This is a genomic window from Bizionia argentinensis JUB59 (assembly GCF_000224335.1).
GTDB lineage: Bacteria > Bacteroidota > Bacteroidia > Flavobacteriales > Flavobacteriaceae > Algorimicrobium > Algorimicrobium argentinense.
In genome coordinates this window covers 126573-153327 of record NZ_AFXZ01000002.1, presented here as the reverse complement: position 1 = coordinate 153327, position 26755 = coordinate 126573, and the positions used below count along the sequence as shown (strand labels likewise).

26 protein-coding genes are annotated in these 26755 nt (G+C 33.7%); 8 read left to right on the top strand and 18 right to left on the bottom strand.

Features of this window, described 5'->3' with window-relative positions; translation table 11 throughout:
• Nucleotides 1-4: 4 nt before the first annotated feature.
• The 17 genes from hisA to BZARG_RS00730 all read right to left on the bottom strand — a co-directional run bounded on the left by hisA (nt 5) and on the right by BZARG_RS00730 (nt 17472).
• Nucleotides 5-751 (bottom strand): 1-(5-phosphoribosyl)-5-[(5-phosphoribosylamino)methylideneamino]imidazole-4-carboxamide isomerase, encoded by a 747-nt coding sequence (gene hisA, locus BZARG_RS00810; protein ID WP_008634229.1) that lies wholly within the window; start codon nt 749-751, stop codon nt 5-7.
• 68 nt (nt 752-819) lie between these two features.
• Nucleotides 820-1401, bottom strand: coding sequence for an imidazole glycerol phosphate synthase subunit HisH (hisH, locus tag BZARG_RS00805; RefSeq protein ID WP_008634209.1), 582 nt, complete (start codon nt 1399-1401; stop codon nt 820-822).
• Complete coding sequence (gene hisB, locus BZARG_RS00800; RefSeq protein ID WP_008634219.1) at nt 1401-2534, bottom strand: bifunctional histidinol-phosphatase/imidazoleglycerol-phosphate dehydratase HisB; 1134 nt, start codon at nt 2532-2534, stop codon at nt 1401-1403. The genes hisH and hisB overlap by 1 nt, the downstream gene beginning before the upstream one ends.
• A 101-nt stretch (nt 2535-2635) precedes the next feature.
• The gene (hisC, locus tag BZARG_RS00795) at nt 2636-3673 is read right to left on the bottom strand and encodes a histidinol-phosphate transaminase (RefSeq protein WP_008634541.1); all 1038 of its coding nucleotides are present in this window, start codon (nt 3671-3673) and stop codon (nt 2636-2638) included.
• Nucleotides 3670-4956 carry a histidinol dehydrogenase gene (gene hisD / locus BZARG_RS00790; protein WP_008634698.1) on the bottom strand — a complete coding sequence of 429 codons (1287 nt, stop codon included), beginning with the start codon at nt 4954-4956 and terminating at the stop codon, nt 3670-3672. Before hisD ends, hisC begins: the two co-directional genes overlap by 4 nt.
• Nucleotides 4953-5810 carry an ATP phosphoribosyltransferase gene (gene hisG, locus BZARG_RS00785; RefSeq protein WP_008634694.1) on the bottom strand — a complete coding sequence of 286 codons (858 nt, stop codon included), beginning with the start codon at nt 5808-5810 and terminating at the stop codon, nt 4953-4955. Before hisG ends, hisD begins: the two co-directional genes overlap by 4 nt.
• A gap of 287 nt (nt 5811-6097) precedes the next feature.
• Entirely contained in the window at nt 6098-6913 is an 816-nt protein-coding gene (locus BZARG_RS00780) for a prohibitin family protein (protein WP_008634286.1), read from the bottom strand.
• A 25-nt stretch (nt 6914-6938) separates the two neighbouring features.
• Nucleotides 6939-8969: a vWA domain-containing protein gene (locus BZARG_RS00775; RefSeq protein WP_008634715.1), complete on the bottom strand. Its 2031-nt coding sequence runs from the start codon at nt 8967-8969 to the stop codon at nt 6939-6941.
• Nucleotides 8970-8972: 3 nt separating this feature from the next.
• Entirely contained in the window at nt 8973-9719 is a 747-nt protein-coding gene (fabG, locus tag BZARG_RS00770) for a 3-oxoacyl-[acyl-carrier-protein] reductase (RefSeq protein ID WP_008634251.1), read from the bottom strand.
• 292 nt (nt 9720-10011) lie between these two features.
• Entirely contained in the window at nt 10012-10890 is an 879-nt protein-coding gene (gene sucD, locus BZARG_RS00765) for a succinate--CoA ligase subunit alpha (protein WP_008634313.1), read from the bottom strand.
• An 82-nt stretch (nt 10891-10972) separates the two neighbouring features.
• A complete protein-coding gene (locus BZARG_RS00760; RefSeq protein ID WP_008634231.1) occupies nt 10973-11368 on the bottom strand; it encodes a nuclear transport factor 2 family protein in 396 nt (131 codons plus the stop codon).
• Entirely contained in the window at nt 11369-12304 is a 936-nt protein-coding gene (locus BZARG_RS00755; RefSeq protein WP_008634314.1) for a UDP-3-O-(3-hydroxymyristoyl)glucosamine N-acyltransferase, read from the bottom strand.
• A 2-nt stretch (nt 12305-12306) separates the two neighbouring features.
• Nucleotides 12307-12873 carry an elongation factor P gene (gene efp, locus BZARG_RS00750; protein ID WP_008634697.1) on the bottom strand — a complete coding sequence of 189 codons (567 nt, stop codon included), beginning with the start codon at nt 12871-12873 and terminating at the stop codon, nt 12307-12309.
• A 70-nt stretch (nt 12874-12943) separates the two neighbouring features.
• Nucleotides 12944-13729 (bottom strand): acyl-ACP--UDP-N-acetylglucosamine O-acyltransferase, encoded by a 786-nt coding sequence (gene lpxA, locus BZARG_RS00745; protein ID WP_008634802.1) that lies wholly within the window; start codon nt 13727-13729, stop codon nt 12944-12946.
• Nucleotides 13730-13795: 66 nt separating this feature from the next.
• Complete coding sequence (locus tag BZARG_RS00740) at nt 13796-15202, bottom strand: bifunctional UDP-3-O-[3-hydroxymyristoyl] N-acetylglucosamine deacetylase/3-hydroxyacyl-ACP dehydratase (protein ID WP_008634339.1); 1407 nt, start codon at nt 15200-15202, stop codon at nt 13796-13798.
• A complete protein-coding gene (lpxD, locus tag BZARG_RS00735) occupies nt 15189-16217 on the bottom strand; it encodes a UDP-3-O-(3-hydroxymyristoyl)glucosamine N-acyltransferase (protein ID WP_008634647.1) in 1029 nt (342 codons plus the stop codon). Before lpxD ends, BZARG_RS00740 begins: the two co-directional genes overlap by 14 nt.
• Nucleotides 16218-16242: 25 nt before the next feature.
• Nucleotides 16243-17472 carry an HD domain-containing protein gene (locus BZARG_RS00730; protein ID WP_008634671.1) on the bottom strand — a complete coding sequence of 410 codons (1230 nt, stop codon included), beginning with the start codon at nt 17470-17472 and terminating at the stop codon, nt 16243-16245.
• A 38-nt stretch (nt 17473-17510) separates the two neighbouring features.
• Here BZARG_RS00730 and porX point away from each other — a divergent pair, with 38 nt between their 5' ends.
• The 6 genes from porX to BZARG_RS00705 all read left to right on the top strand — a co-directional run bounded on the left by porX (nt 17511) and on the right by BZARG_RS00705 (nt 22045).
• Complete coding sequence (gene porX, locus BZARG_RS00725) at nt 17511-19064, top strand: T9SS response regulator signal transducer PorX (RefSeq protein WP_008634774.1); 1554 nt, start codon at nt 17511-17513, stop codon at nt 19062-19064.
• Between the two features lie 97 nt (nt 19065-19161).
• A complete protein-coding gene (gene tsaE / locus BZARG_RS00720) occupies nt 19162-19566 on the top strand; it encodes a tRNA (adenosine(37)-N6)-threonylcarbamoyltransferase complex ATPase subunit type 1 TsaE (RefSeq protein ID WP_008634472.1) in 405 nt (134 codons plus the stop codon).
• Nucleotides 19567-19744: 178 nt separating this feature from the next.
• Nucleotides 19745-19891: a hypothetical protein gene (locus BZARG_RS15820; protein ID WP_008634235.1), complete on the top strand. Its 147-nt coding sequence runs from the start codon at nt 19745-19747 to the stop codon at nt 19889-19891.
• Nucleotides 19833-20375, top strand: a complete 543-nt coding sequence (locus BZARG_RS00715; protein ID WP_040287865.1) for a hypothetical protein — start codon at nt 19833-19835, stop codon at nt 20373-20375. Before BZARG_RS15820 ends, BZARG_RS00715 begins: the two co-directional genes overlap by 59 nt.
• 63 nt (nt 20376-20438) lie before the next feature.
• Nucleotides 20439-21638, top strand: a complete 1200-nt coding sequence (locus BZARG_RS00710; RefSeq protein WP_008634536.1) for an alanine dehydrogenase — start codon at nt 20439-20441, stop codon at nt 21636-21638.
• A 35-nt stretch (nt 21639-21673) separates the two neighbouring features.
• Nucleotides 21674-22045 (top strand): DUF4258 domain-containing protein, encoded by a 372-nt coding sequence (locus tag BZARG_RS00705; protein WP_008634530.1) that lies wholly within the window; start codon nt 21674-21676, stop codon nt 22043-22045.
• A 54-nt stretch (nt 22046-22099) separates the two neighbouring features.
• Here the strand turns inward: BZARG_RS00705 and BZARG_RS00700 are convergent, their stop codons facing one another.
• Nucleotides 22100-24280, bottom strand: a complete 2181-nt coding sequence (locus BZARG_RS00700) for a T9SS type A sorting domain-containing protein (protein ID WP_083823818.1) — start codon at nt 24278-24280, stop codon at nt 22100-22102.
• Nucleotides 24281-24662: 382 nt separating this feature from the next.
• On the opposite strand from BZARG_RS00700, the gene BZARG_RS00695 reads away from it, so the two are divergent.
• Together BZARG_RS00695 and BZARG_RS00690 are read left to right on the top strand one after the other, a co-directional pair.
• Complete coding sequence (locus BZARG_RS00695; RefSeq protein WP_008634284.1) at nt 24663-25796, top strand: glycosyltransferase family 4 protein; 1134 nt, start codon at nt 24663-24665, stop codon at nt 25794-25796.
• A gap of 1 nt (nt 25797) precedes the next feature.
• A complete protein-coding gene (locus BZARG_RS00690) occupies nt 25798-26754 on the top strand; it encodes a glycosyltransferase family 2 protein (RefSeq protein WP_008634749.1) in 957 nt (318 codons plus the stop codon).
• The last annotated feature ends 1 nt before the right edge of the window (nt 26755 follow it).

Below are 26755 nucleotides of genomic sequence, written 5' to 3'. Positions count from 1 at the left end.
CATCTTAAATATAACGTTCTAAATCCTTTAATTGAATCTTGTTTTCATAAAGAGCTTTACCTATAATAACACCATCACAGCCCAATTCTTTTAAGGCAATAACATCGTCTATACTTGACACACCACCAGAGGCAATCAATTTTATGGATTGTCTAGCGCTGCTATTTGTACAAGATTCGAGTATTTTGTTATAAAGCTTTAAAGAAGGACCCTCGAGCATGCCATCTTTGGAAATATCCGTACAGATAACGTAACAAATACCTTTTTTCTGATATCCTTGAATAAACGGAATAACCTCCTGATTGCTTCGCTCTTGCCAGCCACTTACAGCAATGGTTCCTCCAGCTTCCGTAGGATGACAATCAGCACCGAGAATTATTTTTTCCGATCCATAGGTTGAAAGCCATCCTTTAAACGTAAGTGAGTCCTTAACGGCAATACTACCACCCGTAATTTGCCGCGCGCCGGAATTAAAAGCAATATGTAAATCGTCATCTGTTTTTAATCCACCGCCAAAATCTATTTTCAAATTTGTTTTGGATGCTAATAATTCCAATACTCGATAATTAACCACTTGGCTAGCCTTGGCTCCATCTAAATCTACCAAATGTAAATATTCGATCCCTGAATCTTCAAACTGCTTGGCAACTTCTAATGGATTTTCATTGTATATTTTTTTTGTGTTATAATCGCCCTTAGTAAGTCGGACACACTTCCCCCCAATAATATCTATTGCTGGTATAATTCTCATAGTTTTATCTTTTTTCTAGCGATTTTCAGCCATTTTTTTATTGTTTTCTTTTGAAGTAATATAGCTAACTACAAATTCAGAAAATTTTTCAATATTTGTTCACCTGCTTTGCTACTTTTTTCAGGGTGAAATTGAACCCCATAAAAATTGTCTTTTTTAAGTGCTGAAGCATACAATAAATCATACTCTGTTACTGCAATAGCTTGGGAACAATTCTCTGCGTAATAACTATGAACAAGGTACATGTATTCAGGCATTTTTACGTTAAAAAATAAATCTGTTTTTAAGTTATTTATTGTGTTCCATCCCATTTGGGGTACTTTTACAGACTTGGTAAAGCGTTTAACTTGAGTATCAAAAATTTGTAGCCCATTTGTATGCCCTTCTTCAGAATAATTACACATAAGTTGCATACCCAAACAAATGCCTAAAACGGGTTGTTTTAAAGTCGGAATCAGTTCATCCAACCTTGTTTCTTTCAATTTAATCATAGCTGAACTGGCCTCGCCCACGCCTGGTAAAATTACTCTGTCTGCTTGTTTTATAAGATCAGTATCCTGACTTAATTGTGCAGTAATACCAAGCCGCTCAAAAGCGAATTGAATATTCTTTATATTTCCAACACCATAATCAATTATTACAACTTTCATTATAGAACACCTTTTGTTGTTGGTAAAATCATATTATTTACATCACGTTTTACCGCCATTTTTATAGCTTTAGCAAAAGCTTTGAAAATAGCTTCAATTTTATGGTGTTCATTGGTGCCGTCTGCTTGAATATTTAAATTGCATTTAGCGCCATCGGTAAAAGATTTAAAGAAGTGCATAAACATTTCAGTGGGCATCTTCCCAATCATTTCGCGTTTAAAATCTACTTCCCAAACAAGCCAGTTTCTACCACCGAAATCAATAGCAACTTGTGCCAAACAATCGTCCATGGGCAAACAGAAACCGTAGCGCTCCATACCCAGTTTATTACCTAAAACTGTATTGAATAACTCACCTAAAGCAATTGCTGTATCTTCAATGGTGTGGTGCTCGTCTACTTCCAAATCGCCTTCTACCTGAATTTTTAAATCCAATTGGCCATGTCTGGCAATCTGATCCAGCATATGATCGAAAAAAGCAATACCAGTATAGATTTCACTCTTTCCAGTACCATCTAAATTTAGTTCGATTTTTATAGCAGTTTCATTTGTGTTGCGTTCCATAGAACCAGAACGCTCTTTAATTTTTAAATGATTATAAATAGCTTCCCAACTATCCGTTTCCAAAGCAATAAAAGGTTTTAATGCTTCAGCTTTTAGGGAAATTTCATTTGCTCCTAAATTAGCTTGTCCGTTAATTAAAATACCTTTCGAATTTAAGTTTTTAGCAAGCTCGATATCGGTTAAACGATCGCCAATAACATAAGAATTTTCCAAATCATAATTTTCCGAAAAATACTTGGTTAGTAAACCTGTATTCGGTTTTCTCGTTGGAGCGTTATCTTTTGCAAAGTTTCTGTCAATATATTCAGCTTCAAAATTAATACCTTCATTTTTAAACGTATCGATAATTAAATTGTGAACTGGCCAAAACGTGTTTTCAGGAAACACATCTGTTCCCAACCCGTCTTGGTTGGTTATTAGTACTAATTCGAAGTCCAATTCTTTTGCAATTCGACCTAAATATTGAAATACTTTTGGATAAAATTCGAGTTTTTCAAAGCCGTCAATTTGTTCATCTTGTGGTTCTTTAATTAAAGTACCATCACGATCTATAAATAATAATTTTTTCATGTGTATGTTTTTATTGTTTTTTAATGGTCACTGGCTGTTCGCTAACTGACTGCCGGCAGGTTTATCATTCCCTTAAGGATAATAGTTTTACCCTGCTCGTTTCATATTAAAGATTTTAAAACGGTTAATAGTTTGGTGTTTTCTTCCGGTGTTCCTATAGTTAAGCGTAAGCAGTTTTCACATAAAGGCTCTTTATTTCTATTACGTACCACTATTTCTTGGTTAATTAATTGCTGATAGCGCTTATTAGCATCATCCACTTTTACCAAAATGAAATTGGCATCACTTGGATATATCTTATGAATAATTTTAATTGATTTTATTTCCGAAATTACTCGGAAACGTTCTTGTTTAATTACGTTGATTTGATTTTTCACCAAATCTAAATTTGCCAACCGCTTTAAAGCCGTTTCTTGAGTTAATTGATTGATATTGTATGGTGGTTTTATACTGTTTAAAACCGTAATAATTTCTTCGGAAGCTATTGCCAAACCTAAACGAACACCTGCTAAACCATAAGCTTTTGATAATGTTTGAATCACGATAAGATTAGGGAATTCATCTAAACGACTCACCCAACTTTCAAATTCCGAAAAATCAATATAAGCTTCATCAATAACAACGATACCTTTAAAGTTTTCAATCAAAACCTCTATGGATTCCTTTTTAATACTATTCGCTGTTGGATTATTCGGCGAGCATAAAAACAGGATTTTACTTTGGCTATTTATTACCTCTAGAATGCTAGAAATATCGGGTTGAAAATCGGTAGTTAACGGTACTTTTATAATTTCTACATTGTTTAAATTAGCCAAAACCTCATACATTCCATAAGTAGGCGGCAGCAAAATGACATTTTCCTTTTCAGGTTCACAAAAAGTTCTAAAAATTAAATCTAGAATTTCGTCACTTCCATTTCCTAATATTAATTGGTTATAATTACAGCCTTTTATTTCTGCTAACCTAGTTTTTAATAATACTTGTTGTGGGTCGGGATAGCGATTTAAACCTGTCTCGAATGGATTTTCATTAGCATCTAAAAAAGTTAGTGCTGCAGTAAATTCTTTATATTCATCTCGCGCCGATGCGTAAGGTTTCAACTTAAGAATATTAGGCCTTATTAATTTTTGAATATTCATGATTGTAAATCTTTTAGTCTAATAGATACTGCATTTTTATGAGCTTGTAAACCTTCTGCTTCTGCCATGATTTCAATGGTTTTTCCGATGTTTTGAATACCAGTTTCTGTTATTTTTTGAAAGGTTATGGCTTTACTAAAGCTATCCAAATTGACACCAGAATAGGATTTGCTAAAACCATTCGTTGGCAAGGTGTGATTAGTTCCCGATGCATAATCGCCAGCACTTTCAGGGGTGAAATTCCCAATAAAAACCGAGCCTGCATTTTGAATTCCGTCTACGAAAAAATCGGCATTTTCGGTACAAACTATAAAGTGTTCTGGTGCATATGCGTTAATAAACTTTAACGCTTCTTGATTAGTAGGTACTAAAATGATTTTGGAATTGACAATTGCTCGTTGAACTATATCTTTTCGCGGTAAGTCTGCCATTTGCATTTCAACTTCTTCCAAAACTGCATCAATGAGTTTTTCAGAGGTTGAAACTAAAATAACTTGACTGTCTGCGCCATGTTCAGCTTGACTTAACAAGTCAGAAGCTACATATTTTGGTACAGCTGTATCATCTGCCATAACTAATAATTCACTTGGTCCAGCAGGCATATCAATAGCCACGCCATATTTTGTAGCTAACTGTTTAGCAACTGTAACAAATTGGTTTCCTGGTCCAAAAATTTTATAAACAGGTTTAATCGTTTCTGTTCCAAAGGTCATAGCAGCAATGGCCTGAATTCCACCAATTTTATAGAGTTTTGTTACGCCACATAAATCGGCTGCGTACAGAATCTCATCAGCTATTTGACCAGTTTTATTGGGCGGTGAGCATAAAATAATTTCAGTACAACCCGCTATTTGAGCCGGGATGGCCAACATTAAAACTGTTGAAAATAATGGCGCTGTACCTCCAGGTATATATAACCCTATTTTCTGGATAGCGCGTTTTTCCTGCCAACACAATACACCTGTTTCTGTTTCAATTTCTACACGTTCAGTTTTCTGCGCTTGGTGAAATCGGGTAATATTTCGTTTAGCTAGCAAAATAGCTTCTTTTAATTCAGAGCTGACTTTACTTTTTGCAACCTCTATTTCTTCGGAAGTAACACACATTTCATCTAATTTTACTCCATCAAAAATATCTGTGTATTTTAAAACGGCTTTATCGCCTTTTAGTTGAATGTCTTTAAAAATATCGGTTACGGTTGTTTCAATATCTGTAACTGTAGATGTGGGACGTTTTAATAAGTCAAACCAGACATCATTTTTAGGATTTTTTATAATTTTCATAGTACCATATTTTCAATTGGACATACCAGAATACCTTCGGCACCTGTTTCTTTTAAGGCATCAATAATTCCCCAAAAATCATTTTTATCAATTACAGAATGTAAGGAACTCCAGCCTGTTTTAGCCAATGGTAAAACGGTAGGACTTTTCATGCCCGGCAAAATTCGAATAATTTCATCTAGCTTTTCGTTTGGAGCGTTAAGCAAAACATATCGTGAGTTTCTTGCCTTTAAAACAGACTGTAAACGGAATTGCAACTTATTAAGGATTGTTTGCTCCTCGACTCCTATTTTTGGTGAAACAGCTAAAACAGCTTCAGATTGAAGTAAAACTTCCACCTCCTCCAAATTATTTTTAAACAAGGTGCTACCACTAGAAACAATATCCACAATAGCATCGGCTAGCCCAATATTAGGTGCTATTTCTACCGACCCGTTAATAATATGTAATTGCGCTTTTAGATTGTTTTTAGCTAAAAAAGCATTAACCGTATTCGGGTAAGATGTTGCTATACGTTTACCATTTAAGCTTTGAATCCCAGAATAAGCATCGGATTTTGGTATTGCTAAAGAAACACGACAAGAGGAAAAACCTAATTTCTCCACAATGCCAATATTGTTTCCATTTTCAATGAGGACATTTTCACCTATAATTGCGGCATCTATTATACCGTCCTTTAAATATTGTGGAATGTCGCCATTTCGGAGATAAAAAACTTCTAAAGGAAAGTTTTTGGCGGATGCTTTAAGTTGGTCACGACCATTATCAATGGAAATACCAACTTCTTTGAGAATTTTCATCGAATCGTCATGTAAACGACCTGATTTTTGAACTGCAATTTTTAATTTACTCATAACAATTTCCCGTTTCGGGCGTTTTTTAGTTAAACGTTAATTCTGTTTGAGTAAATCTTTTTAAGGTAGATTCCAAAAGTATGGAAAAACAAAACCCCGTTTGAGAAATACTCAAACGGGGTTTTTAATATGTTGAATTTATTCAATACATTTTCAGCCTGCTTGAGTGCACGTATGAAAATGATGATGATGTGATTGAATAAATGTCATGTCTATTTTTGTTCTGTACAAATGTATTTAAAATTGTATATTAAATCCAAATAAATTGCACATTTATTTTAAAATAATTATTGATTACCCAAAATAATTGGTAACCCAGAATCACCAGAACCAATTACAATAACCTTACTGTTAGGAGATTCTGATAGTTTTACAGTTGCTTCAATACCTTTGTCTCGAAGAATCTGATCATTAAGAGACGCACTTAATATACGGTTGGCATCTGCCTTACCTTGCGCATCAATAATACGTTTCTCGGCTTCTTTAGCTGCTGTTACTAATCTAAATTCGTATTCTAACGACTCTTGTTCCTGTCTTAATTTGCGCTCAATAGCTTCTTTAATTGTAGGAGGTAAGGTTACATCACGTACTAAAATTTCGTTTAATTGAATGTATTGATCAACAACAAACTTTTGAGTTTCCTCAAATATTTCTTGTTGAATAGCATCACGCTTACTAGAATATAATTGCTCTGGTGTATAACGACCTACAACGCTTCTTGCTGCCGAACGAATAGCTGGTAACAACACGCGTTCTTTATACATTTCACTTTTTTCTTGATGTAATTTACCTAAACTTTCATAAGCTGGTTGAAACCAAATAGATGCTTCTAATTTAATATCTAATCCGTTAGAAGATAATACATTCATACGCTCTACAAGTTCTTGTTGACGTACTTCATAAACGAAAACCTTATTCCAAGGTGCAACGATATGAAAACCTTCATTTAAAGGCGGTTCATCTGTAACAACACCGTTATCGAAAGTTCTGTATAATACACCTGCCTCACCTGAACCAATGGTAACAGCCGATTTGGCGATTATAACAATTAAAATAACAACTCCAATAATAATAGGTAATCCAATTTTAGGAAATTTCTCCATAGTTTAATTTTTATCTTTATATAATTTAAATAAGACCTTTGTATTTGCGATAAAACCATTCTGCCGAAAGGCTTAAAACTAATAGTCCTAGCAAATATTTCCAGTCGATCAAAGATACTGTTTTTTTAGTGGCTCGCTGTATAGAAGTATAACGATTATCAGTAAGCAAATGGTTTGTTAAATCTGTAATTTGGATATTAAAATAAGTCTGTCCTTGACTATCGGTAGCCAGTTTTTGTAATTTAGACGCATTAGCGTTACTGAATTGTTCTTCAATATTATAAGCCAATATTTTAAAACGTCCCGATTTAGAAATATTATTAGAATTAGCTTTAACTGTAAACTGATAATCGGATGCGGGAAGACTGCTTAAATCGACTTCATAATTAGCGTTTTTTAATACCAATGGAATCGTTTTCGTTTCTTTTGAAACTTCATCCGTAACCATTATTGTTAATGTTTCACGATTATCAAATTCATAGTTCTTATTGAAGTATTGTGCTTGTAACAATATATTGGTGTTTCCATCATAAAAAGATTCGTACTCTAAACTCAAACGCTCTCTCCGCTTTTTAGATGCCAGATATTGAACCATTTTCCCGAAGAAATCATCAAAATTATTAAAGGAATTAGTACCTATATAACTTTGAGCGCGCCACTTCCAGATATTTTCACCTAAAAGCAGAGCCTCTCTCCTATTGTTGTTGTCAAGTGTTAATAATAAGGGTTTATCAGTGGTAATACTTCCTATTTGTTTGTAGAGTAAGATTTGAAAAGATACTTTTACATTAATGTTTCCAAACTGACCAGATAAGGGCGGAAAGTCGTCAAAATTAATATCTGGAATAATAAACTCCGTATAATTATTATTTTCTTCAGCCAGATAGTTTTCGGTTTGTGAAATTAAATCATGCTGATAATTGGTGCTTACGCTATTTAAAAAATTCCAACTAGTTTGTGTACCCGCAATAACAAATCGGTTTAGGTTATCCGTGTTTAATTTATCAATTACAGATTTAAAGCTCGCGTTTGGCTGATATAAAATCGCTAATTGAAAGTCATTTATTTTTGCTAAATATTCACTTGGTTTTAAAATACTAATGCTGCACTGCTCATTGCTTTCAATACTTTTTTTAAGAGTTCCTAAATCTGGATGTAAAATATCGCTAACTATGGCAATATTGGTTTGTTCATCAATAACTTCTATGGCGAAGTTTTTATAATTATTAATTATATTTTTTTCGTTGGCAAGTGGCTGAATTGATGCTTTGTAAGTAAATAGACCAATTTGATTGGCGCTTAATGTTACCTGAATAATTTTGGAGTTATTCGATTTACTTAAGGATACCCTTTCAGAATAAACTGTCGAATTACCGCTTGTAATTTTAAACTCGGAGGTTACAGCCGCTTCGCCATTATATACCAAAATAACCTCTACAGGGAACTTATTCTTATAGAAAGCATATTTATTAACATTTAATTGATTGATTTTTAAATCAATATGATTTGTTGTATCACCCAAAACAATTGGATAAATTGGTTGTTTATAGCTTTTAGCAGCATATTCGTAATCGTTTCCATAGGTTTGATTACCATCTGTAATTAAAATAGTTGGCGCCACCGTATTTTTATAAATAGCCTGTAAACCTTTTAGCGCTTTGTCAATATTAGTTTGTTTGGTGCTGAATTCTAAACTATCATACAGCGAGATATCATCACTGAATTTATAAAAATCTATGTTGAATTTTTTGTTTAAATCTGAATTATTTTTAAGCGCATTAACCAGAATTCGGACGCTATCGGACTGTTCTAGAAAATCCAAAGAATTTGAATCATCAATAGCGACAACCAGATTCGGCTTTTCATTGTAAAATGTTTCCGAATCTAACTTCGGGTTTATTAAAAGCAATAATATAGAAAAGATGGTAATAAATCGCAAACCGGCTAAAACAGCATTAGTTTTAGTATATTTTGATTTATATGCATACTGAAAAAGCGCTAAAAATAGCGCTATAATTCCAGATAGGATTATATAAATAATCGTTATGCTCGTCATAAATTATGTTAGCATACCGCCATCCACATTAAGTGTTTGTCCTGTAATATACGCCGACATATCACTTGCTAAAAACACACAAGCATTAGCAATATCTTCAGGAGTTCCTCCACGTTTTAAGGGAATAGTATCTCTCCAACCTTTCACAGTTGCTTCGTCTAATTTTGCTGTCATTTCAGTTTCAATAAAGCCAGGTGCGATAACATTACTTCTAATGTTTCTAGAACCAAGCTCTAAAGCAACCGATTTTGAAAAACCAATTATACCGGCTTTTGAAGCTGCATAATTAGTTTGCCCCGCATTACCCTTAACCCCTACTACCGAACTCATATTAATAATTGAGCCTTTTCGTTGTTTAAGCATGGTACGTTGAACTGCTTTAGTCATATTAAAAACAGACTTTAAATTGACTTCAATAACTTTATCGAAATCGGCTTCAGTTAAACGCATCAACAAATTATCTTTTGTAATACCGGCGTTATTTACTAATATATCAATACTACCAAATTCCTGAACCACGTCTTCGGCAAGTTGTTGTGCTTCATCAAAACTAGCGGCATTACTTTTATAACCTTTAGCTTTTACACCAAGGGCATTTAATTCCTTTTCAAGCTCATTAGCAGCTTCTACCGAAGAACTATAAGTAAACGCAACGTTTGCACCATGTTGTGCAAAAACCTGTGCAATACCTCTTCCTATTCCACGGCTTGCACCAGTAATAATAGCTGTTTTTCCTTTTAATAATGTCATTTATATAAATTTATTTACGTTGGTATTTCTTAAAATCAAAGATAACTTTTTGTACATAATTAATCCAAGATTCCTCTAAGATAAAAAATAATTCATTTCTATACAGGATATTGGTTACAATACTGAATTCAAGCGTTCAAGCGTGGATGAATTGTGACACGTAGTAGATGTGTAGAGTAGATAAAAACGTATTTCATAATCTCCCATACTTTAACTAATCATTTTAGTTTAAATATAAAACAAAAAAAAGGCCATCCTTAAAAAGATAGCCTTCATTTAAATTATTTTATAATTATAAAGAAGCCATAACTTCAGCAACTTTTTTACCTATTTCAGCTGGCGATTCAACAACGTGAATACCACATTCTCTCATAATCTTCTTTTTAGCTTGCGCCGTATCATCACTACCACCAACAATGGCACCAGCATGACCCATAGTACGACCTGCAGGAGCAGTTTCACCAGCAATAAAACCAATAACTGGTTTCTTGCTACCACTAGCTTTATACCAATGTGCAGCATCCGCTTCTAATTGACCTCCAATTTCACCAATCATAACCACAGCTTCTGTTTCTGGATCGTTAATTAGTAATTCGATAGCTTCTTTAGTAGTTGTTCCAATAATTGGATCACCACCAATACCGATAGCTGTTGTAATACCTAAACCTTGTTTTACAACTTGATCTGCAGCTTCATAGGTTAATGTTCCAGATTTAGAAACAATACCAATTGTACCTTTTTTGAAAACAAAACCTGGCATGATACCAACTTTAGCTTCACCTGGCGTAATAACACCCGGACAGTTAGGGCCAATTAAACGGCAATCTCTGTTTTTTATATAATGAGCAGCTTTAATCATATCTGCTACAGGAATACCTTCAGTAATTGTAATAATTACTTTAATACCAGCATCAGCAGCTTCCATAATAGCATCGGCAGCAAATGCAGGCGGTACAAAAATAATGGATGTATCAGCACCAACTTTTTCTACAGCTTCTTGAACTGTATTAAAAACAGGTCTGTCTAAATGTGTTTGACCTCCTTTACCCGGTGTAACACCTCCAACAACGTTGGTTCCGTATTCAATCATTTGGCCAGCGTGAAATGTTCCTTCACTTCCTGTAAACCCTTGAACTATTATCTTTGAATTCTTATTAACTAAAACGCTCATTTAAGTTTGATTTTTTATGTTTTTAAAACGAGACAAAAGTAGTGCTTTGCCCGCTATTTGTAAAGTCTTTTTAAAGTTTTATTTAAGAATATGCTTCTGACGCAATTGTATCCTTATCTGCTGGCTGACTAATCTCGTATGCACGATGTATTTTATTGTCTTTTAAATGAAAAATCGAAATATAATGTGCAATAGGAATTTCATCGGCATTCGATTCTATCGTACTCGCATACAATGTATAACGAGCAGTTATTATTTTATCTTCTTTTAATAAATGTGTAAGGTCAAAACGTAAACTCTCATAAGATTCTCTAACGCCTTCAAAGAAATTAGAAATGTCTTCAAAATTTCTTTCCGAAAGACCTTTACTACTATTCCAGTAAATTAAACAATCTTTATGATAAAACTGTTCTATTAGTGCTGGATCATTTGCTAAATCAGATTCGAAAAATGATTTAATAAGTGCTTTTGAAGTCATTTACTTATTTTTTAATTCCTCAATTATTTTTGGAATCTGTTTTATAGATGCCATTTCTTTTAATACGGAACGTGCTTCTTGAGCGGGTGTTCCCCAATACGTTTTATGTCCGGCTAACGATTTACTTATACCAGATTGTGCATGTACTACCGCTTTTGTACCAATAGTAATACCGCTAGCACAACCTACTTGTCCCCAAATAGTAACTTCATCTTCAATAATAACACAACCCGCAATACCAGTTTGCGAGGCTATTAAGCATTTTTTTCCAACTACGGTATCATGCCCTATTTGAATTTGATTATCTAGTTTAGAACCTTCGCCAATGGTTGTGTCGCCTGTTACACCTCTATCAATAGTGCAGAGTGCACCAATATCTACATGGTCCTTTATAACAACGCGTCCTCCAGAAATTAAAGGATCAAAACCATCTGGTCTATTTTTATAATAAAAAGCACTAGCTCCCAAAACCGTTCCAGCGTGTATGGATACGTTATTTCCGATTACAGTATCATCATAAATGCAAACATTAGCATGGATGACACAGTTATCGCCTATAACGACATTGTTTCCTATAAAGCAATTTGGTTGAATGATGGTGTTTTTTCCAATTCTAGTCGATTCTGAAATCGCGGACGATGCCGGTTGAAAAGGTTTGAAGTGTTTGGTTAATTTATTAAAATCACGAAACGGATCATCACTAACCAACAATGCTTTCCCTTCAGGACAAGCCACTTCTTTATTAATTAATATAATGGTCGCTGCAGAGTTTAACGCTTTGTCGTAATATTTAGGATGATCTACAAATACAATGTCGCCAGTTTCTACCACATGAATTTCGTTCATGCCTAAAACTGGGAAATTAGGATCGCCTATAAATGGTACATTAATTAATGTAGCAATTTCTTGAAGTGTATGTTGTTTTGGAAATTTCACGATTACTCTTTTACACGCTCTTTATAAGTACCTTTTTCTGTTTCAATACGTATTTTATCACCTTCATTAATAAAAAGTGGCACGTTAACTTCTGCACCAGTTTCCACTGTTGCAGGTTTTGTAGCGTTAGTAGCTGTATTTCCTTTTACACCAGGTTCTGTTGATGAAACTTCTAAAATTACACTTGCAGGCATTTCAACTGAAAGTGGCATGTTATCTTCTGTATTAATTAAAACGGTTACCACTTCACCTTCCTTCATTAAATCTGATCTATCCAAGCCAGCTTCTAATAAACGAATTTGCGTATAATCTTCCGTATTCATAAAGTGATAAAACTCGCCTTCCTGATACAAGAATTGGAATTTATGTGTTTCCACACGGACATCATCAATTTTATGACCGGCAGAAAAAGTGTTTTCCAATGTTTTACCAGTTGTAACACTTTTCATCTTTGTTCTTACAAAAGCAGGTCCTTTACCAGGCTTCACATGTAAAAACTCCGTGATTTTATAAATATCATGGTTAAATCGGATACATAATCCGTTTCTAATATCTGACGTATTTGCCATAGTGTTATTTGTTGTAAAGTTGTTAATTGAAAAATTGTTTTCTTACTTATTTATCTTTTTGAAGGATAAATTAATTTGATTTGAAATATCCCTTCATAATCCCACGTTGCGAATCTTTTATAAATTGTAAAATTTCGTCACGTTCATGAGTGGCTTCCATTTCAGCTTCAATAATTTCAGCTGCTTGAGTATTATTATAATTTTTCTGATATAATATTCTGTAAATATCTTGAATTTCTCTAATTTTTTCTGTCGAAAAACCTCTGCGTCTTAATCCTACAGAGTTAATTCCTACATAAGATAATGGTTCACGTGCCGCTTTTACAAATGGCGGAACATCTTTACGTACTAAAGATCCACCCGTTACAAAAGCATGATTTCCAATAGAACAAAACTGATGAACAGCTGTCATCCCTGCTAAAACTACATAATTTCCAACCGTTATATGTCCAGCTAATGTACTATTATTTGAAAAGATACAGTTATTTCCAATCACACAGTCGTGTGCAATATGGCAATACGCCATAATTAAGCAATTATCGCCAATTACAGTCTTCATTCGGTCCGTTGTACCACGATTTATGGTTACACATTCACGAATGGTAACGTTATCGCCAATTTCGACAGTTGTATCTTCATCTTTATACTTTAAATCCTGTGGTGTTGCTGAAATAACAGCACCAGGGAAAATATTACAGTTCTTACCAATTCGGGCGCCTTCCATAATGGTTACGTTACTTCCAATCCAAGTTCCTTCACCAATAATAACATTATTATGAATAGTTGTAAAAGGATCAATAACGACATTTTTAGCAATTTTTGCTCCTGGATGTACGTATGCTAGTGGTTGATTCATTTTGTACTAAAATTATTTATTGGTAAAATTGTCAGCAATTTTTTAAAATTGCCAATCCTTTTATATTTATTTAACTTTCGAAATTTGCGCCATTAATTCTGCCTCTGCACACAGTTTCCCATTAGCATACGCATAACCTTGCATATGACAGATGCCACGGCGTATTGGCGTAATTAAATCGCATTTAAAAATAAGCGTATCGCCAGGAACTACTTTTTGCTTGAATTTGACATTGTCTATTTTCATAAAGAATGTCAAATAATTTTCTGGATCTGGAACGGTACTCAACACCAAAATCCCTCCTGTTTGTGCCATAGCTTCTACAATTAATACGCCTGGCATAACTGGAGCACCTGGAAAATGTCCTGCAAAAAATGGTTCGTTCATCGTAACGTTTTTCATTCCGATAACACCTGAATCCGTTAGTTCAAATATTTTATCAATCAATAAAAACGGTTGTCTATGTGGCAACATGTTCATAATTTGATTCACATCCATTAAAGGTTCTTGATTTAAATCAATATTAGGCACATTATTACGACGCTCATTTTTTATAAGTTTACACATTTTTTTAGCAAACTGTGTATTAACAAAATGGCCAGGTTTGTTAGCTATAACTTTACCTTTGATTCGCGTTCTAATTAGAGCTAAATCGCCAATAACATCTAATAACTTATGCCTTGCTGCTTCATTAGGATGGTGCAAAGTTAAATTATCTAGAATACCGTTTGGTTTTACAGAAATAGAGTCCTTTTTGAATGCAATTTTCAATTTCGCCATGGTTTCCGGCGATAATTCTTTATCTACATAAACAATGGCATTATTTAAATCGCCTCCTTTTATAAGATCGTGCTCTAAAAGTGTTTCAATTTCATGAAGAAAACTAAAGGTTCTGGAATCAGAGATTTCATCTTTAAATTCCGACATGTTTTTAATAGACGCATTTTGTGTACCCAAAACTTTGGTGCCAAAGTCCACCATTGTGGTTACTTGATATTCTTTTGCTGGCATGATTAAAATTTCACTTCCAGTCTCTTCGTCTGTATAAGAAATAACATTAGTAACCTCGTAAACTTGACGAAAAGCATCTTGTTCAACAATACCTGCTTTTTCAATAGCTTCCACAAAAAACTTGGAAGAACCATCCATAATTGGTGGCTCGGAAGCATCTAATTCTAAAATTGCGTTATCTATATCCATACCAACTAAAGCCGCTAAAACGTGCTCGCAAGTTTGGATTATGACACCATTTTTTTCCAAACGCGTTCCACGTTGGGTATTGGAAACATAGGCAGCATCAGCTTCAATAATGGGACTACCTTCTAAATCAATTCGTCTAAACGCAAAGCCAGAATTCTCTGGGCCTGGCTTAAATGTTAAGGTCACATCGTTACCAGTATGTAAACCTACACCTTTGAGAGATACTTCACTCCCTATGGTTTTCTGCTTGATATCAGTATTAATTATTCCCATCTAGTTTTCTTTCTATTTCGTTTATTGATTTAACCAATTTCGGTAAATTTTTAAAATGCACATACGATTTATTAAAATCGCCATAACTCAAGGCTGGTGAGCCTTGTAAAACTTCATTATCTGCTACATTCCTACCAATTCCAGATTGGGCTTGAATTTTAACATTGTTACCTATAGTAATATGACCAACAATACCTACTTGTCCGCCTATTATGCAGTTTTCACCAATTTTAGTAGACCCTGCAACACCAGTTTGCGCTGCAATTACGGTATTTTTTCCTATTTCTACATTATGGGCTATTTGAATCTGATTATCTAATTTAACACCTTTTCTTATAATAGTCGACCCTAATGTGGCGCGATCTATAGTTGTGGCAGCGCCAATATCTACAAAATCTTCCAAAATAACATTACCAATTTGTGGCACTTTGCTGTATTCACCTTGTTCATTTGGCGAAAAACCAAAACCATCAGCACCAATTATAGCGCCCGAATTAATAAAACAGTTTCTGCCCACTTGACAATCTGAATAAACCTTAACACCTGCAAAAATAATAGTATTTTCTTTTATGTTTACGTTATCACCAATATAACAATTTGGATAAATTTTTACGTTATCACCAATTACTACATTATTACCAATGTATGAAAAGGCACCTACATATACCTTCTCTCCTATTTTGGCAGATTCAGAAATATGTGACGGCTGTTCAATTCCAGACATATTCATTTTTACTTGATTATAATATTCAAGTAATTTTGAAAATGCTTTGTAAGCGTCGTCTACCTTAATTAAAGTAGTATGTATAGCCTTTTCTGGCGAAAAGCTTTTATTAACAATTGTAATAGACGCTTTCGTTGTGTATATATGTGGTGTATATTTTGGATTAGAAAGAAACGTTATGTCACCTTCTGCTCCTTCCTCGATCTTGGATAATTTGGAAACCTTGATGCTAGAGTCGCCAAAAACTTCTCCTTCTAATATACCTGCTATTTGTTCTGCTGTAAAATTCATGGAAAGCAAAAATAGAAAAAATGTATTACATTTTATCTTTAGGATAACATATATAATATTTTGTTACCGGTTTAGACAATGCTTTTAGACTTAATTGATCGGATGCTTTAACTACATTTTGGATTTTTCCGCTTTGGAACAGCACATTAATAGGCTGACTGTTTTGTTCGTAGGCCTGATTTGAAATAGATCCGGTAAACACAAAATAGTCGGCTTCTTTTTTTGAAATATTATATTCTGCCATAAGTTTTTCACTATGTTCCTGCAGTTTTTCGACTTTTATTGGATTCTTTTTCAATTTTACCTTTAATAATTGCCTATTGATTAACATTTCACATAGATTTTTTAAAACGAAATCGTCGTGATATTGCCAAGTTTTCATAGCGATAACAATATCATAATCATCGAGCTTGGAAAATGTATCCAATTTTTCATTAGTAAAATTATCTATTTGAATATCATTTTCTAAAAAAAACTTTAAAGGTTTTGTTGCCTCCAAATAGACACCTTGTAGTGTTAGCTCTTTAGCCCGTTGTAAAACACGCATCAATAATTGTTCAGCAACGATACCTGTTTTATGTAAATATACCTGCCAATACATAAGACGTCTGGCCATTAAAAACTTCTCAATACTATATATACCCTTCTCTTCCACTACCAACTCATCGTTAACAACGTTTAGCATGGTAATTAAACGATCACTATTAATGTTACCTTCAGCAACACCAGTATAAAAGCTATCGCGTTTTAAATAATCGGCGCGATCCATATCAAATTGACTAGAAATTAAAGCGCACATAAATGGTCTTGGATATTCACCTTTAAACATCTGAATGGCCCGCGTTAAACTTCCGTTAAATTCAGTGTTTAAAACCTCCATAAATTTGAGCGAAATATGCTCATGGGACACCCCGTTTACAATGCTATGCTCCATGGCGTGAGAAAAAGGTCCATGCCCAATATCATGTAAAAGAATGGCTATATATAGAGCGTTTTCTTCATCAAACGATATATCAACACCCTTAAAACGAAGCACTTGTACAGCCTTCTGCATTAAGTGCATACAACCTAAAGCATGATGAAATCGGGTGTGATTTGCACCTGGATATACCAAATATGCTAAACCCATTTGTGAAATTCGGCGTAGGCGTTGAAAATATTTATGCTCGATTAAATCGAAGATCAGCGCATTCGGAATGGTAATAAAACCGTAGATTGGATCGTTAAATATTTTGAGTTTGTTTTTTGTCTGCAAGCTTGGCATCATATTAATAATAATATAAACAAATATACATGAACCATATAAATATTCTTTGGGTTGACGATGAAATTGATTTACTTAAACCACATATTCTCTTTTTAGAACAAAAAAACTATAAGGTTACACCTTGTACGAGCGGAACAGAAGCTTTAGAAATTTTAGACGATAAAAACTTTGATATAGTTTTTCTAGATGAAAACATGCCAGGTTTAACCGGTTTGGAGACGTTACATGAAATTAAAGAAAAACGCGACACACTTCCTGTGGTTATGATTACTAAAAGTGAAGAGGAATATATTATGGAGGAAGCTATTGGCAATAAAATAGCTGATTACCTTATAAAACCAGTGAATCCGAATCAGATTTTGTTGAGTTTGAAGAAAAATTTAGATCATTCGCGATTAGTTTCAGAAAAAACGACCTCTAATTATCAGCAGGAATTTAGAAAAATTGCTATGGATTTATCTATGGTAAACAGTTATGAAGAATGGGTTTCCCTATATCAAAAGCTAATATACTGGGAAATGCAGTTGGAAAACATTGAAGATACCGGAATGTTTGAAATATTAGAATCGCAAAAATCCGAGGCAAATACACTGTTTGGGAAATTTATAGATAAAAATTACCCGAGGTGGTTTGAGCCAAATACGGACGCTCCAACCCTATCTCACAATTTATTTAAAGATAAAGTAGTACCTGAAATAAGTAAAGAACAGCCAACGCTTTTGGTAGTAATTGATAATTTGCGCTACGATCAATGGAAAGCTTTTGAACCGATTGTAAACACTTATTACAAGAAAAAGAAAGAAGAGGCCTTCTTTAGTATTTTACCAACCGCCACCCAATATGCCAGAAATGCTATTTTTTCAGGTTTAATGCCTGCCGATATGGAAAAGATGCATCCTAATTTATGGAAAAATGATACAGATGACGGTGGAAAAAACTTGTATGAAGAAGAGTTTTTGGAAGCACAGCTTAAACGTTTGGGCTTAAAAAACATCACGTCTAAATATTTTAAGATCACTAATTTAAGAAGTGGTAAGCAGCTTGTAGACAACTTTAAAACATTAAAAGAAAACGATTTAACCGTTGTAGTCTATAATTTTGTTGATATGCTTTCGCATTCTAAAACCGAAATGGATGTTGTGAAGGAATTAGCGTCTACTGACAAGGCCTATCGCTCATTAACCCAAAGTTGGTTTAAAAACTCACCATTATTAGAAATGATTCAACAAGCCCAACAAATGGGTTTTAAATTAATTATAACAACGGATCACGGTACTATTAACGTGAAGAATCCTTCAAAAGTAATAGGTGATAAAGACACGTCTTTGAATTTACGCTATAAAACAGGCCGAAGCTTAACGTATGAAGATAAAGACGTGCTGGTTGCTAAAGATCCAAAATCCATTCATTTACCGGCACTGAATATGAGCAGCTCCTTTATTTTCGCTAAAAACGATTTGTTTTTTGCTTATCCAAACAATTACAACCATTATGTAGGTTATTACAGGAATACTTATCAACATGGTGGGGTGTCTCTGGAGGAAATGATTATTCCATTTGTAGTACTGGAACCCAAGTAGATAATCTTTAAAGTGTACGATAAGTCCGACGAAGAGCGATTTTAATTAGTTTTAGTTATAAATTTTACTTATCATTGACCTTTCTAAAAATGACACTTTGGTTATAGAATATAGTTTAAACGATCTTGATATAATAGCGCAAACAATCTTAAGTGTTATAACTCATAAAGTCATCATATTTAATGGCGACATGGGAACTGGTAAAACAACTTTAATCAAAGCTTTGGTTAAACAATTAGGCAGTAAAGATGATGTTAGCAGTCCAACATTTTCTCTAGTTAATACTTATGAAACAAGTAATTGGGATATTTATCATTTCGATTTATATCGATTAAACTCTATAGAAGAAGCATATGACTTTGGGATAGAAGATTATTTTATAAGTGATAATTGGCTGTTTATTGAATGGCCCGAAATTATAAAAGAACTTCTTCCAAATGACTATCATATTATATCATTAGAGACATTGGGAGTTGAAAAAAGGCAATTAACCCTAAAATAGGTACTTTATTATTAAACTGACAAAATGACAAAGTCACCAAACTGAGGCGTTTTACGGTAAAACCGTAATCGAAATTCCCAAAATCATCGTTTTTAACATGACTTTAACATTTCGAGCTGCTTTGAAACATATTACTCATATACATTTGGAGTATTAACTAATCTAATCCCTTAATATTATGAGAACAAAAAAGTATGTATTAGCAGTTGCAATTTTTGGTGGAATGTTGTTTACAGCACAAGCTGCCGAAAGCATAATCGATTTAAATGAGCAGACAACTAGTAAAATTGAAAGATCCAAAATCGTGGTTCCGTCGCACGGATAATAAGAGCGTTGTTGTAGGTACTATTATAGCTACTTTTATTGCAGCAACTCCTTATTTATTTTATTTATACGAAAGTGTTCCTGACCAAAAGGTTTGGAACACTTTGTTATTTACGTATGATAGTAGGTATTATGGAAGTGTACTTACTGTAGCTTGGACTCTAACAGGAAAGATAATTCCTTTAATGCTGATTTTAATTTGGTTTTATACCTGTCGTCACTGGTGGTATCATGTTCTTATAGTACCAATTGCTATGTATTCTTTTCAAATATTTACTATCTTGAATGATGATTTAATTTATGTAGATAGTAATCAGATATTATTTTTAATTCCTATAATGGTTATAGTAATCCCTTCTATATACCTTATTCGTGCCAAAATGTTTGACAAATTAAATACGGCTAATAAATCCTTGCAGCAGCTAGAAGATGAGTTTAGGATAAGACCAATTTCATTTTGGAATAAGCTTAAGCAGTATTTTTAGAAAACTCTTTATTCTTTCAAAAATTAATTCGTAATTTGACTTGCACTATAAATGCGTTAAATTATGTCTAAATCATTTTCACCTTTCACGAAACAGCAATTACTTCCACAAGAGGAAACTCTGGAAATCTACAAGAAAAAAGGTGAGCTTTTTATTGGTATCCCTAAAGAAACAGCATTTCAAGAAAAACGCGTTTGCCTAACACCTGATGCTGTATCTGCAATAACTAGTAACGGGCACCGAATTTTAATGGAGTCAGGCGCAGGAAAAGGCGCCAATTTTAGTGATAAGGATTATAGTGAAGCTGGTGCAGAAATAACAAAAGATACCGCAAAAGTTTATGCGTGTCCCATGATTTTAAAAGTAGAACCTCCTACTCTGGATCAAATAAAATTAATTAATCCACAAACCATTCTTATTTCGGCATTACAACTGAAAACTCAAAGCAAAAAATATTTTGAAACATTGGCTTCCAAGCGTATTACTGCTTTGGCATTCGAGTTTATACGAGATGAAGACGGAGCATATCCAGCGGTACGTAGTTTAAGTGAAATTGCTGGAACGGCTTCTGTATTAATTGCTTCTGAACTTTTAAGCAACGTTAACAATGGTAACGGTCTTTTATTTGGAAACATTAGCGGTGTACCACCGATTGAAGTTGTTATTCTAGGGGCAGGAACGGTTGGCGAATATGCTGCAAGAAGCGCTATTGGACTTGGCGCTAACATTAAAGTTTTTGACAACTCTATAACTAAATTACGCTGCATTCAAACCAATTTAGGTCGAACTGTTTTTACATCTACACTTCAACCCAAAAACTTATCTAAGGCTTTAAAACGCTGCGATGTGGTTATTGGTGCAGTACGCGGAAAAAACAGAGCACCTATAATTGTTACAGAATCAATGGTACAAAATATGAAAACAGGTTCAGTGATTATTGATGTTAGTATTGATATGGGTGGTTGTTTTGAATCTAGCGAAGTTACAACTCATAAAAATCCAACCTTTATAAAGCATGGTGTAACACATTATTGTGTGCCTAATATTCCCGCCCGATATTCCCGATCGGCATCTATTTCAATAAGTAATATTTGTACACCTTACCTTTTAAAAATTGCTGAAGATGGCGGTTTAGAAAATTCCTTGCGTTTTGATCGCGGTTTAAAAAATGGGTTGTATTTTTACCACGGCATTTTAACCAGCAAATCCGTTGGCGAATGGTTCGACTTAAAATACAGCGATGTTAATTTGTTGATTTTTTAGTCATTTTTTTTGCTTAATTTTTTAAATAGTATACTGTGAAATTATTACATCGTATTGGGTATTACCTAGGCGGATTTTCTATTGGTTTAATACTTTTAGCTTTTTTTCTAAAAGGTAAAAATACATCCTGTGATTATGGACCAGAATCACGAGTTTTAAAAAACATCAACTCAAAAACACTTCATATTAGTCCTAGTGCTGAAAAAGAATTTCAAGCTCATGCTATTGATAGTGCTACAATTCGTCAAGTTTTAAAATATGGCGATATTCATTTCTCTAAAAGTGACACGCGTAAGAAACCTTGTGGTATTTATTTTTTAGAAGGTAGAACAAAAGAAGCGGAATTAGATTTGAAAATTGAAAATTGCGATAGTATCGCTACAATAACTGAAGTTATTTGGAAATAAAAAAGCTACCTAAAATAAAGTTAGATAGCTTTTTTAATGTTTTAAATTAAAGTGCTAATTCAAAATGACTTTTTTAGTAAATACTTTACCATTTTGAAATAAAGAAACTAAAACCATACCTCTTGGTAAATTAGAAACATTTATTTTTTTAGTGATAGCATTGTTAGATGTTTCACCAATTATTTGCGTTTGCAATAACCGTCCTAACATATCATATAATCGGATAGTTGTATTATTCGCTATACCAGATACTTTCACAGTAATATCACTTGTTGCAGGATTAGGATAAACGGACAACTCTATCTCCCCCAGTATTGGCAAATCTGTATTTAAACAAGAATTTACAACTACCTCTACAACATCTGTATCTGTATCTGTATTAGAGCCATTAGAAACAGTTACTTCGTACTGCGTAGATTTCTCTGGACTAACAGTAATACTTTGTGTTGTTTCACCTGTACTCCAAACATAATCTGATCCTCCCGATGCAGTTAATATGACCTTTTCTCCGTAACAAATAGCTACATCGTCACCAGCATCGGCACCTATGGGCAAGGGCGCTACTGATACCATTACTGTATCTTCAGCTGAACAACCATTTTTTATAACTTGAACCGTATACGTTGTTGTTTCCGTAGGATTAACTTCTATACTAGCCGTGGTTTCATTGGTATTCCACAAATAAGTAGTTCCACCAGAGGCTGTTAAGGTAACCAATTCGCCCTCAACGATACTAACATTATTACCAGCATTGGCAACTGGAATAACATTTACAGTAACTACTACTTGATCTGTTACGCTAGCTCCTGAAGCATTGGTTAAGGTAACCGTATAGGTTGTTGTTTTTTTTGGGTTAACTTCTATATTTTTGGTTGTTTCTCCTGTACTCCAAGAGAAATTAGTCCCACCTTTTCCGTAAGCGGTTAAGTTGGTAAATTCACCTTGACATACTTCAACATCATTCCCAGCATTAACGCTCAAATCTTGTTTGCCTTGTGGATATTCAAGAACAAACGCGGGCGGCGCATTTTGGTTCATAACAGTTGCATTACCCCAATTACTAGCAAATATCATTTTTGTACCATCTCTATTTGGTACTATTTGTGTTTCATGTAAATAGGTTGATGGCCATGCATTATGTTTTCCATAACGCTCAATTGTGCCTGAACCATCTAATTTAATGGCAAAAATTTCTGCTGGAGCAACAGGATTATCTGGACAACATTGTTCAGTGATATAAGCCCATCCTGGCCTATTTGTATTCCTAGTTGAAATATGTCCACCCCAAATACCTTTGTTGTTTATATAAGGAAACAATAAAGTGGATCCACCTCCATCTAGTCTAGCCATATATAAACTATGCTTTGCGTCCCATTCTGGTTTATTACCATATTCTACAATAACTTCGTTACCATAAGCATCGACACCTAAATCACCATGCTGAGTAGTAGCATATACATTGATTTCATTTTGCATCTTAACGTTATAGGATTTTATACCTTCCCTGGAGCCAAGACCATTATCACGATACTGCACAACAGCAAAACCTCCTAATTGAGAGACTGAAAACCAATCTAGCACCCCTGACGAACCAATGTTTTTTGTTCCCGTAACAACATTGTTCTTAATATCATAAACTATAAGTGTCCGATCACTTCCATTACGACCAATTAATCCAACATACCTATCAAATTTGTCTTGATTACCTTCACCAAAGCCAAAGTCAACTGATGCGTATTTCGAGAATGTGTGCAAAACTGTTCGTTTATTAGTTTTTACATTATGAGAAACAAAGGTTTTCCCAGCAGTTCCGTAAATAATATTTGGTTGAAGGTTAGACCAACGTCCATAACTAGGAATACTACTCCAGTATAAAAACTCGTAGGTTTTAGCATCTAAAATTGCAGCTGGATATCCAGCCATTTTAATTAGGGTTTCATCACTGTTCCAAGTTTGGTCTTTACTGTAGTTATGTCTTAAACGTTGATTTTTAACACCAAACACTTCACTATCTGTAATTCTAGTAATAGAACTTCCTGAAAGTGGTTCGTTAAATGTTTCTAAATACCCTGGAAATGGTGTATTGGGTTTCTTGTAATCTTTATATTTAACATTCGGTAATTGTTCTCGGTCAGGATAAGATTGACCATTCATACTATTTGAGGTAAATAATACTGATAAAATACATACTAAAATTCCTTTTACAAGAAACCTCCTTCTATTTTCTGTCTTCATTAAATGTAATTTGCTATTAATCAGTGCGAAACTATGGATTCGGCCTAGTAATAAAACACTTTTTCATCAAATATTCGATGAAATGCATCATTTGTGTAAGAAACAAATTACTCAAAATGCATTTTGTAGTACTTTTTGTACTTTTAATCGATGAAATAGTAAATATTTTGAATTTTAGTTAATATGGGAGAATACTAAATATACGTTCTAAATTTAAGTTTAGATGTTCTTACTCAAAACTATGTATCAACAGTTTATCTACAAAAAACGGACTATAATCATGCTGTTAATATTGTAAATCTGTCGTTAATCTAATTAATGCCCACTCCCCGTAGTTTAATTAAAAAAATCTCTACTTTTATTGGGCTATTAATTTATCTCTATGCCAATTAAGAAATCTAAAAAAATTGCCCCATTTTTAGCAAAACCTAAAATTGCCTTTATTATTTCCAGTTTAACACCTGGAGGTGCAGAGCGCGTTGTTAGCACATTGGCCAATGCGTTTGTAGAAGATTATCATGTTTTAATAATTACGCTTTATAATAATAAACCATTTTACTCATTGGATGAGCGTGTGCAACTTGTGTCTTGTAAACTGACATATAGTAATAAAAAACACATCTTACACTCACTTGCAATCAACTATAAATTGATCAGGCGTATTTATATTATTCTTAAAAAAGAAAAAGCTGATTTAGCTATTGGTTTTATGACTACCACAAACATTTACACCATTATTGCTAGTCAATTATTAAATATACCAAATATTATAAGTGAGCGTACACATCCAGAATATAGTAGTTTAACTAATTTATGGTCTAAAATAAGACGTCAAGTTTATCCCTACTGTGGAAAGTTAATTGTTCAAACCCGAGTGATAAAAACGTATTTTGAAGAATTTCTGGGCCCTTCTAAAATTAATATTATAAGAAATCCGCTATCTGAATCCATGCTGAATTTTCAGGATAGTAATATTAAGGGAGAGCACATTGTTTTGAGTGTTGGTCGCTTAACAGCTGTAAAAAATCATAAAATGTTAATTGAAGCTTTTTGTGAATTAGATATTGACCATTGGAAACTAATTATAATTGGTGAAGGTCGTCTACGCAATGAACTGGAGTTACTTATTAAAAAATACCAAGCTGAAGATCGCATTGACTTAATAGGCACCGTTAACAATGTACAAGATTTCTACAATCGTGCCGGTATATTTGCCTTCACCTCTAATTATGAAGGATTCCCAAATACACTTACCGAAGCTATGGCTTTTGGTTTACCTTGCGTGTCAACAAACTGTCCTTCAGGCCCATCTGAAATAATAGATTCTGGTAAAAATGGTTTACTTATTCCTGTAGGTGATAAAAATGCTTTAAAAGTAGAACTAAAGCGTCTTATAGAAAATCCAAATTTGAGAAAAAACCTAGGTATAGATGCTAAAGAGTCAACTAGAAATTACGAAATCGCTATTATTAAATCACAATGGAAACTAATAATAGATACAGCTTTAAAAATCTAACATGGAGTTACGAACATTTATTCCCACATATTCGCCCTCTGAAAAATTAAGTTTTCAGTATCGCTTTACAATATTCACGCCGGTTTATAATCGAACAGATACTTTAGATCGTGTTTTTAAATCATTGGAAAGTCAGACATTTAGAGATTTTGAAATGATTATTATAAACGACGGATCTACAGATCATTCTCATGAAAAAATTAACGAATTACGAGAAAAAGCAAGTTTTCCAGTAACCTATATTAATAACAAACAAAACAGGCATAAAATGGCTTGTTTTATACAGGCAATTCAAGTAGCTAAAGGAGAATTTATACTACCATTTGATTCTGATGACGCCTGTGTTCCAAGTGCTTTAGAGCAATTCAATACAGCATATGAAAGTATTCCAGATACTTTAAAATCAAAAATAAGTGGTGTAACATGCTTGTGTCAAGACCAAAACGGACAATTAGTAGGTAAAGAGTTTGAAAAACAACCTTATTATAGTTCCACATTCAAACGTCAACTGGAACATCATGAAGCCACAGAAAAATGGGGTTTTACTAAAACTGAAATTTTAAGAGGCATCACTGTAAACGATGCTATTTTTTCCAAAGGTTATATTCCTGAAGGAATTATATGGGAACTGATTGGTAAACAAGGCTTTGAAACTAAATATATAAACGACATTTTAAGAATTTATTATTTAGATACAGAAAATGCAATTTCAATTCAAAATCATAAAAAAGATGCATTTGGAATGGCCTTATACTCAATATGTATTCTTAACTGGCATTATATGGACTACATTACCAAAGAACCCAAACTGTTTATAAAACGTATTCTTACCTTATCTAGAGCTGCTTATTATTTAGAATTACAATTATCAGCTTATTTGAAATCTATAGATTCATTACTACTGAAACTCTTATTTATAATGGTTTGGCCATTTAAATCACTTTTAAAAAACACCTGAT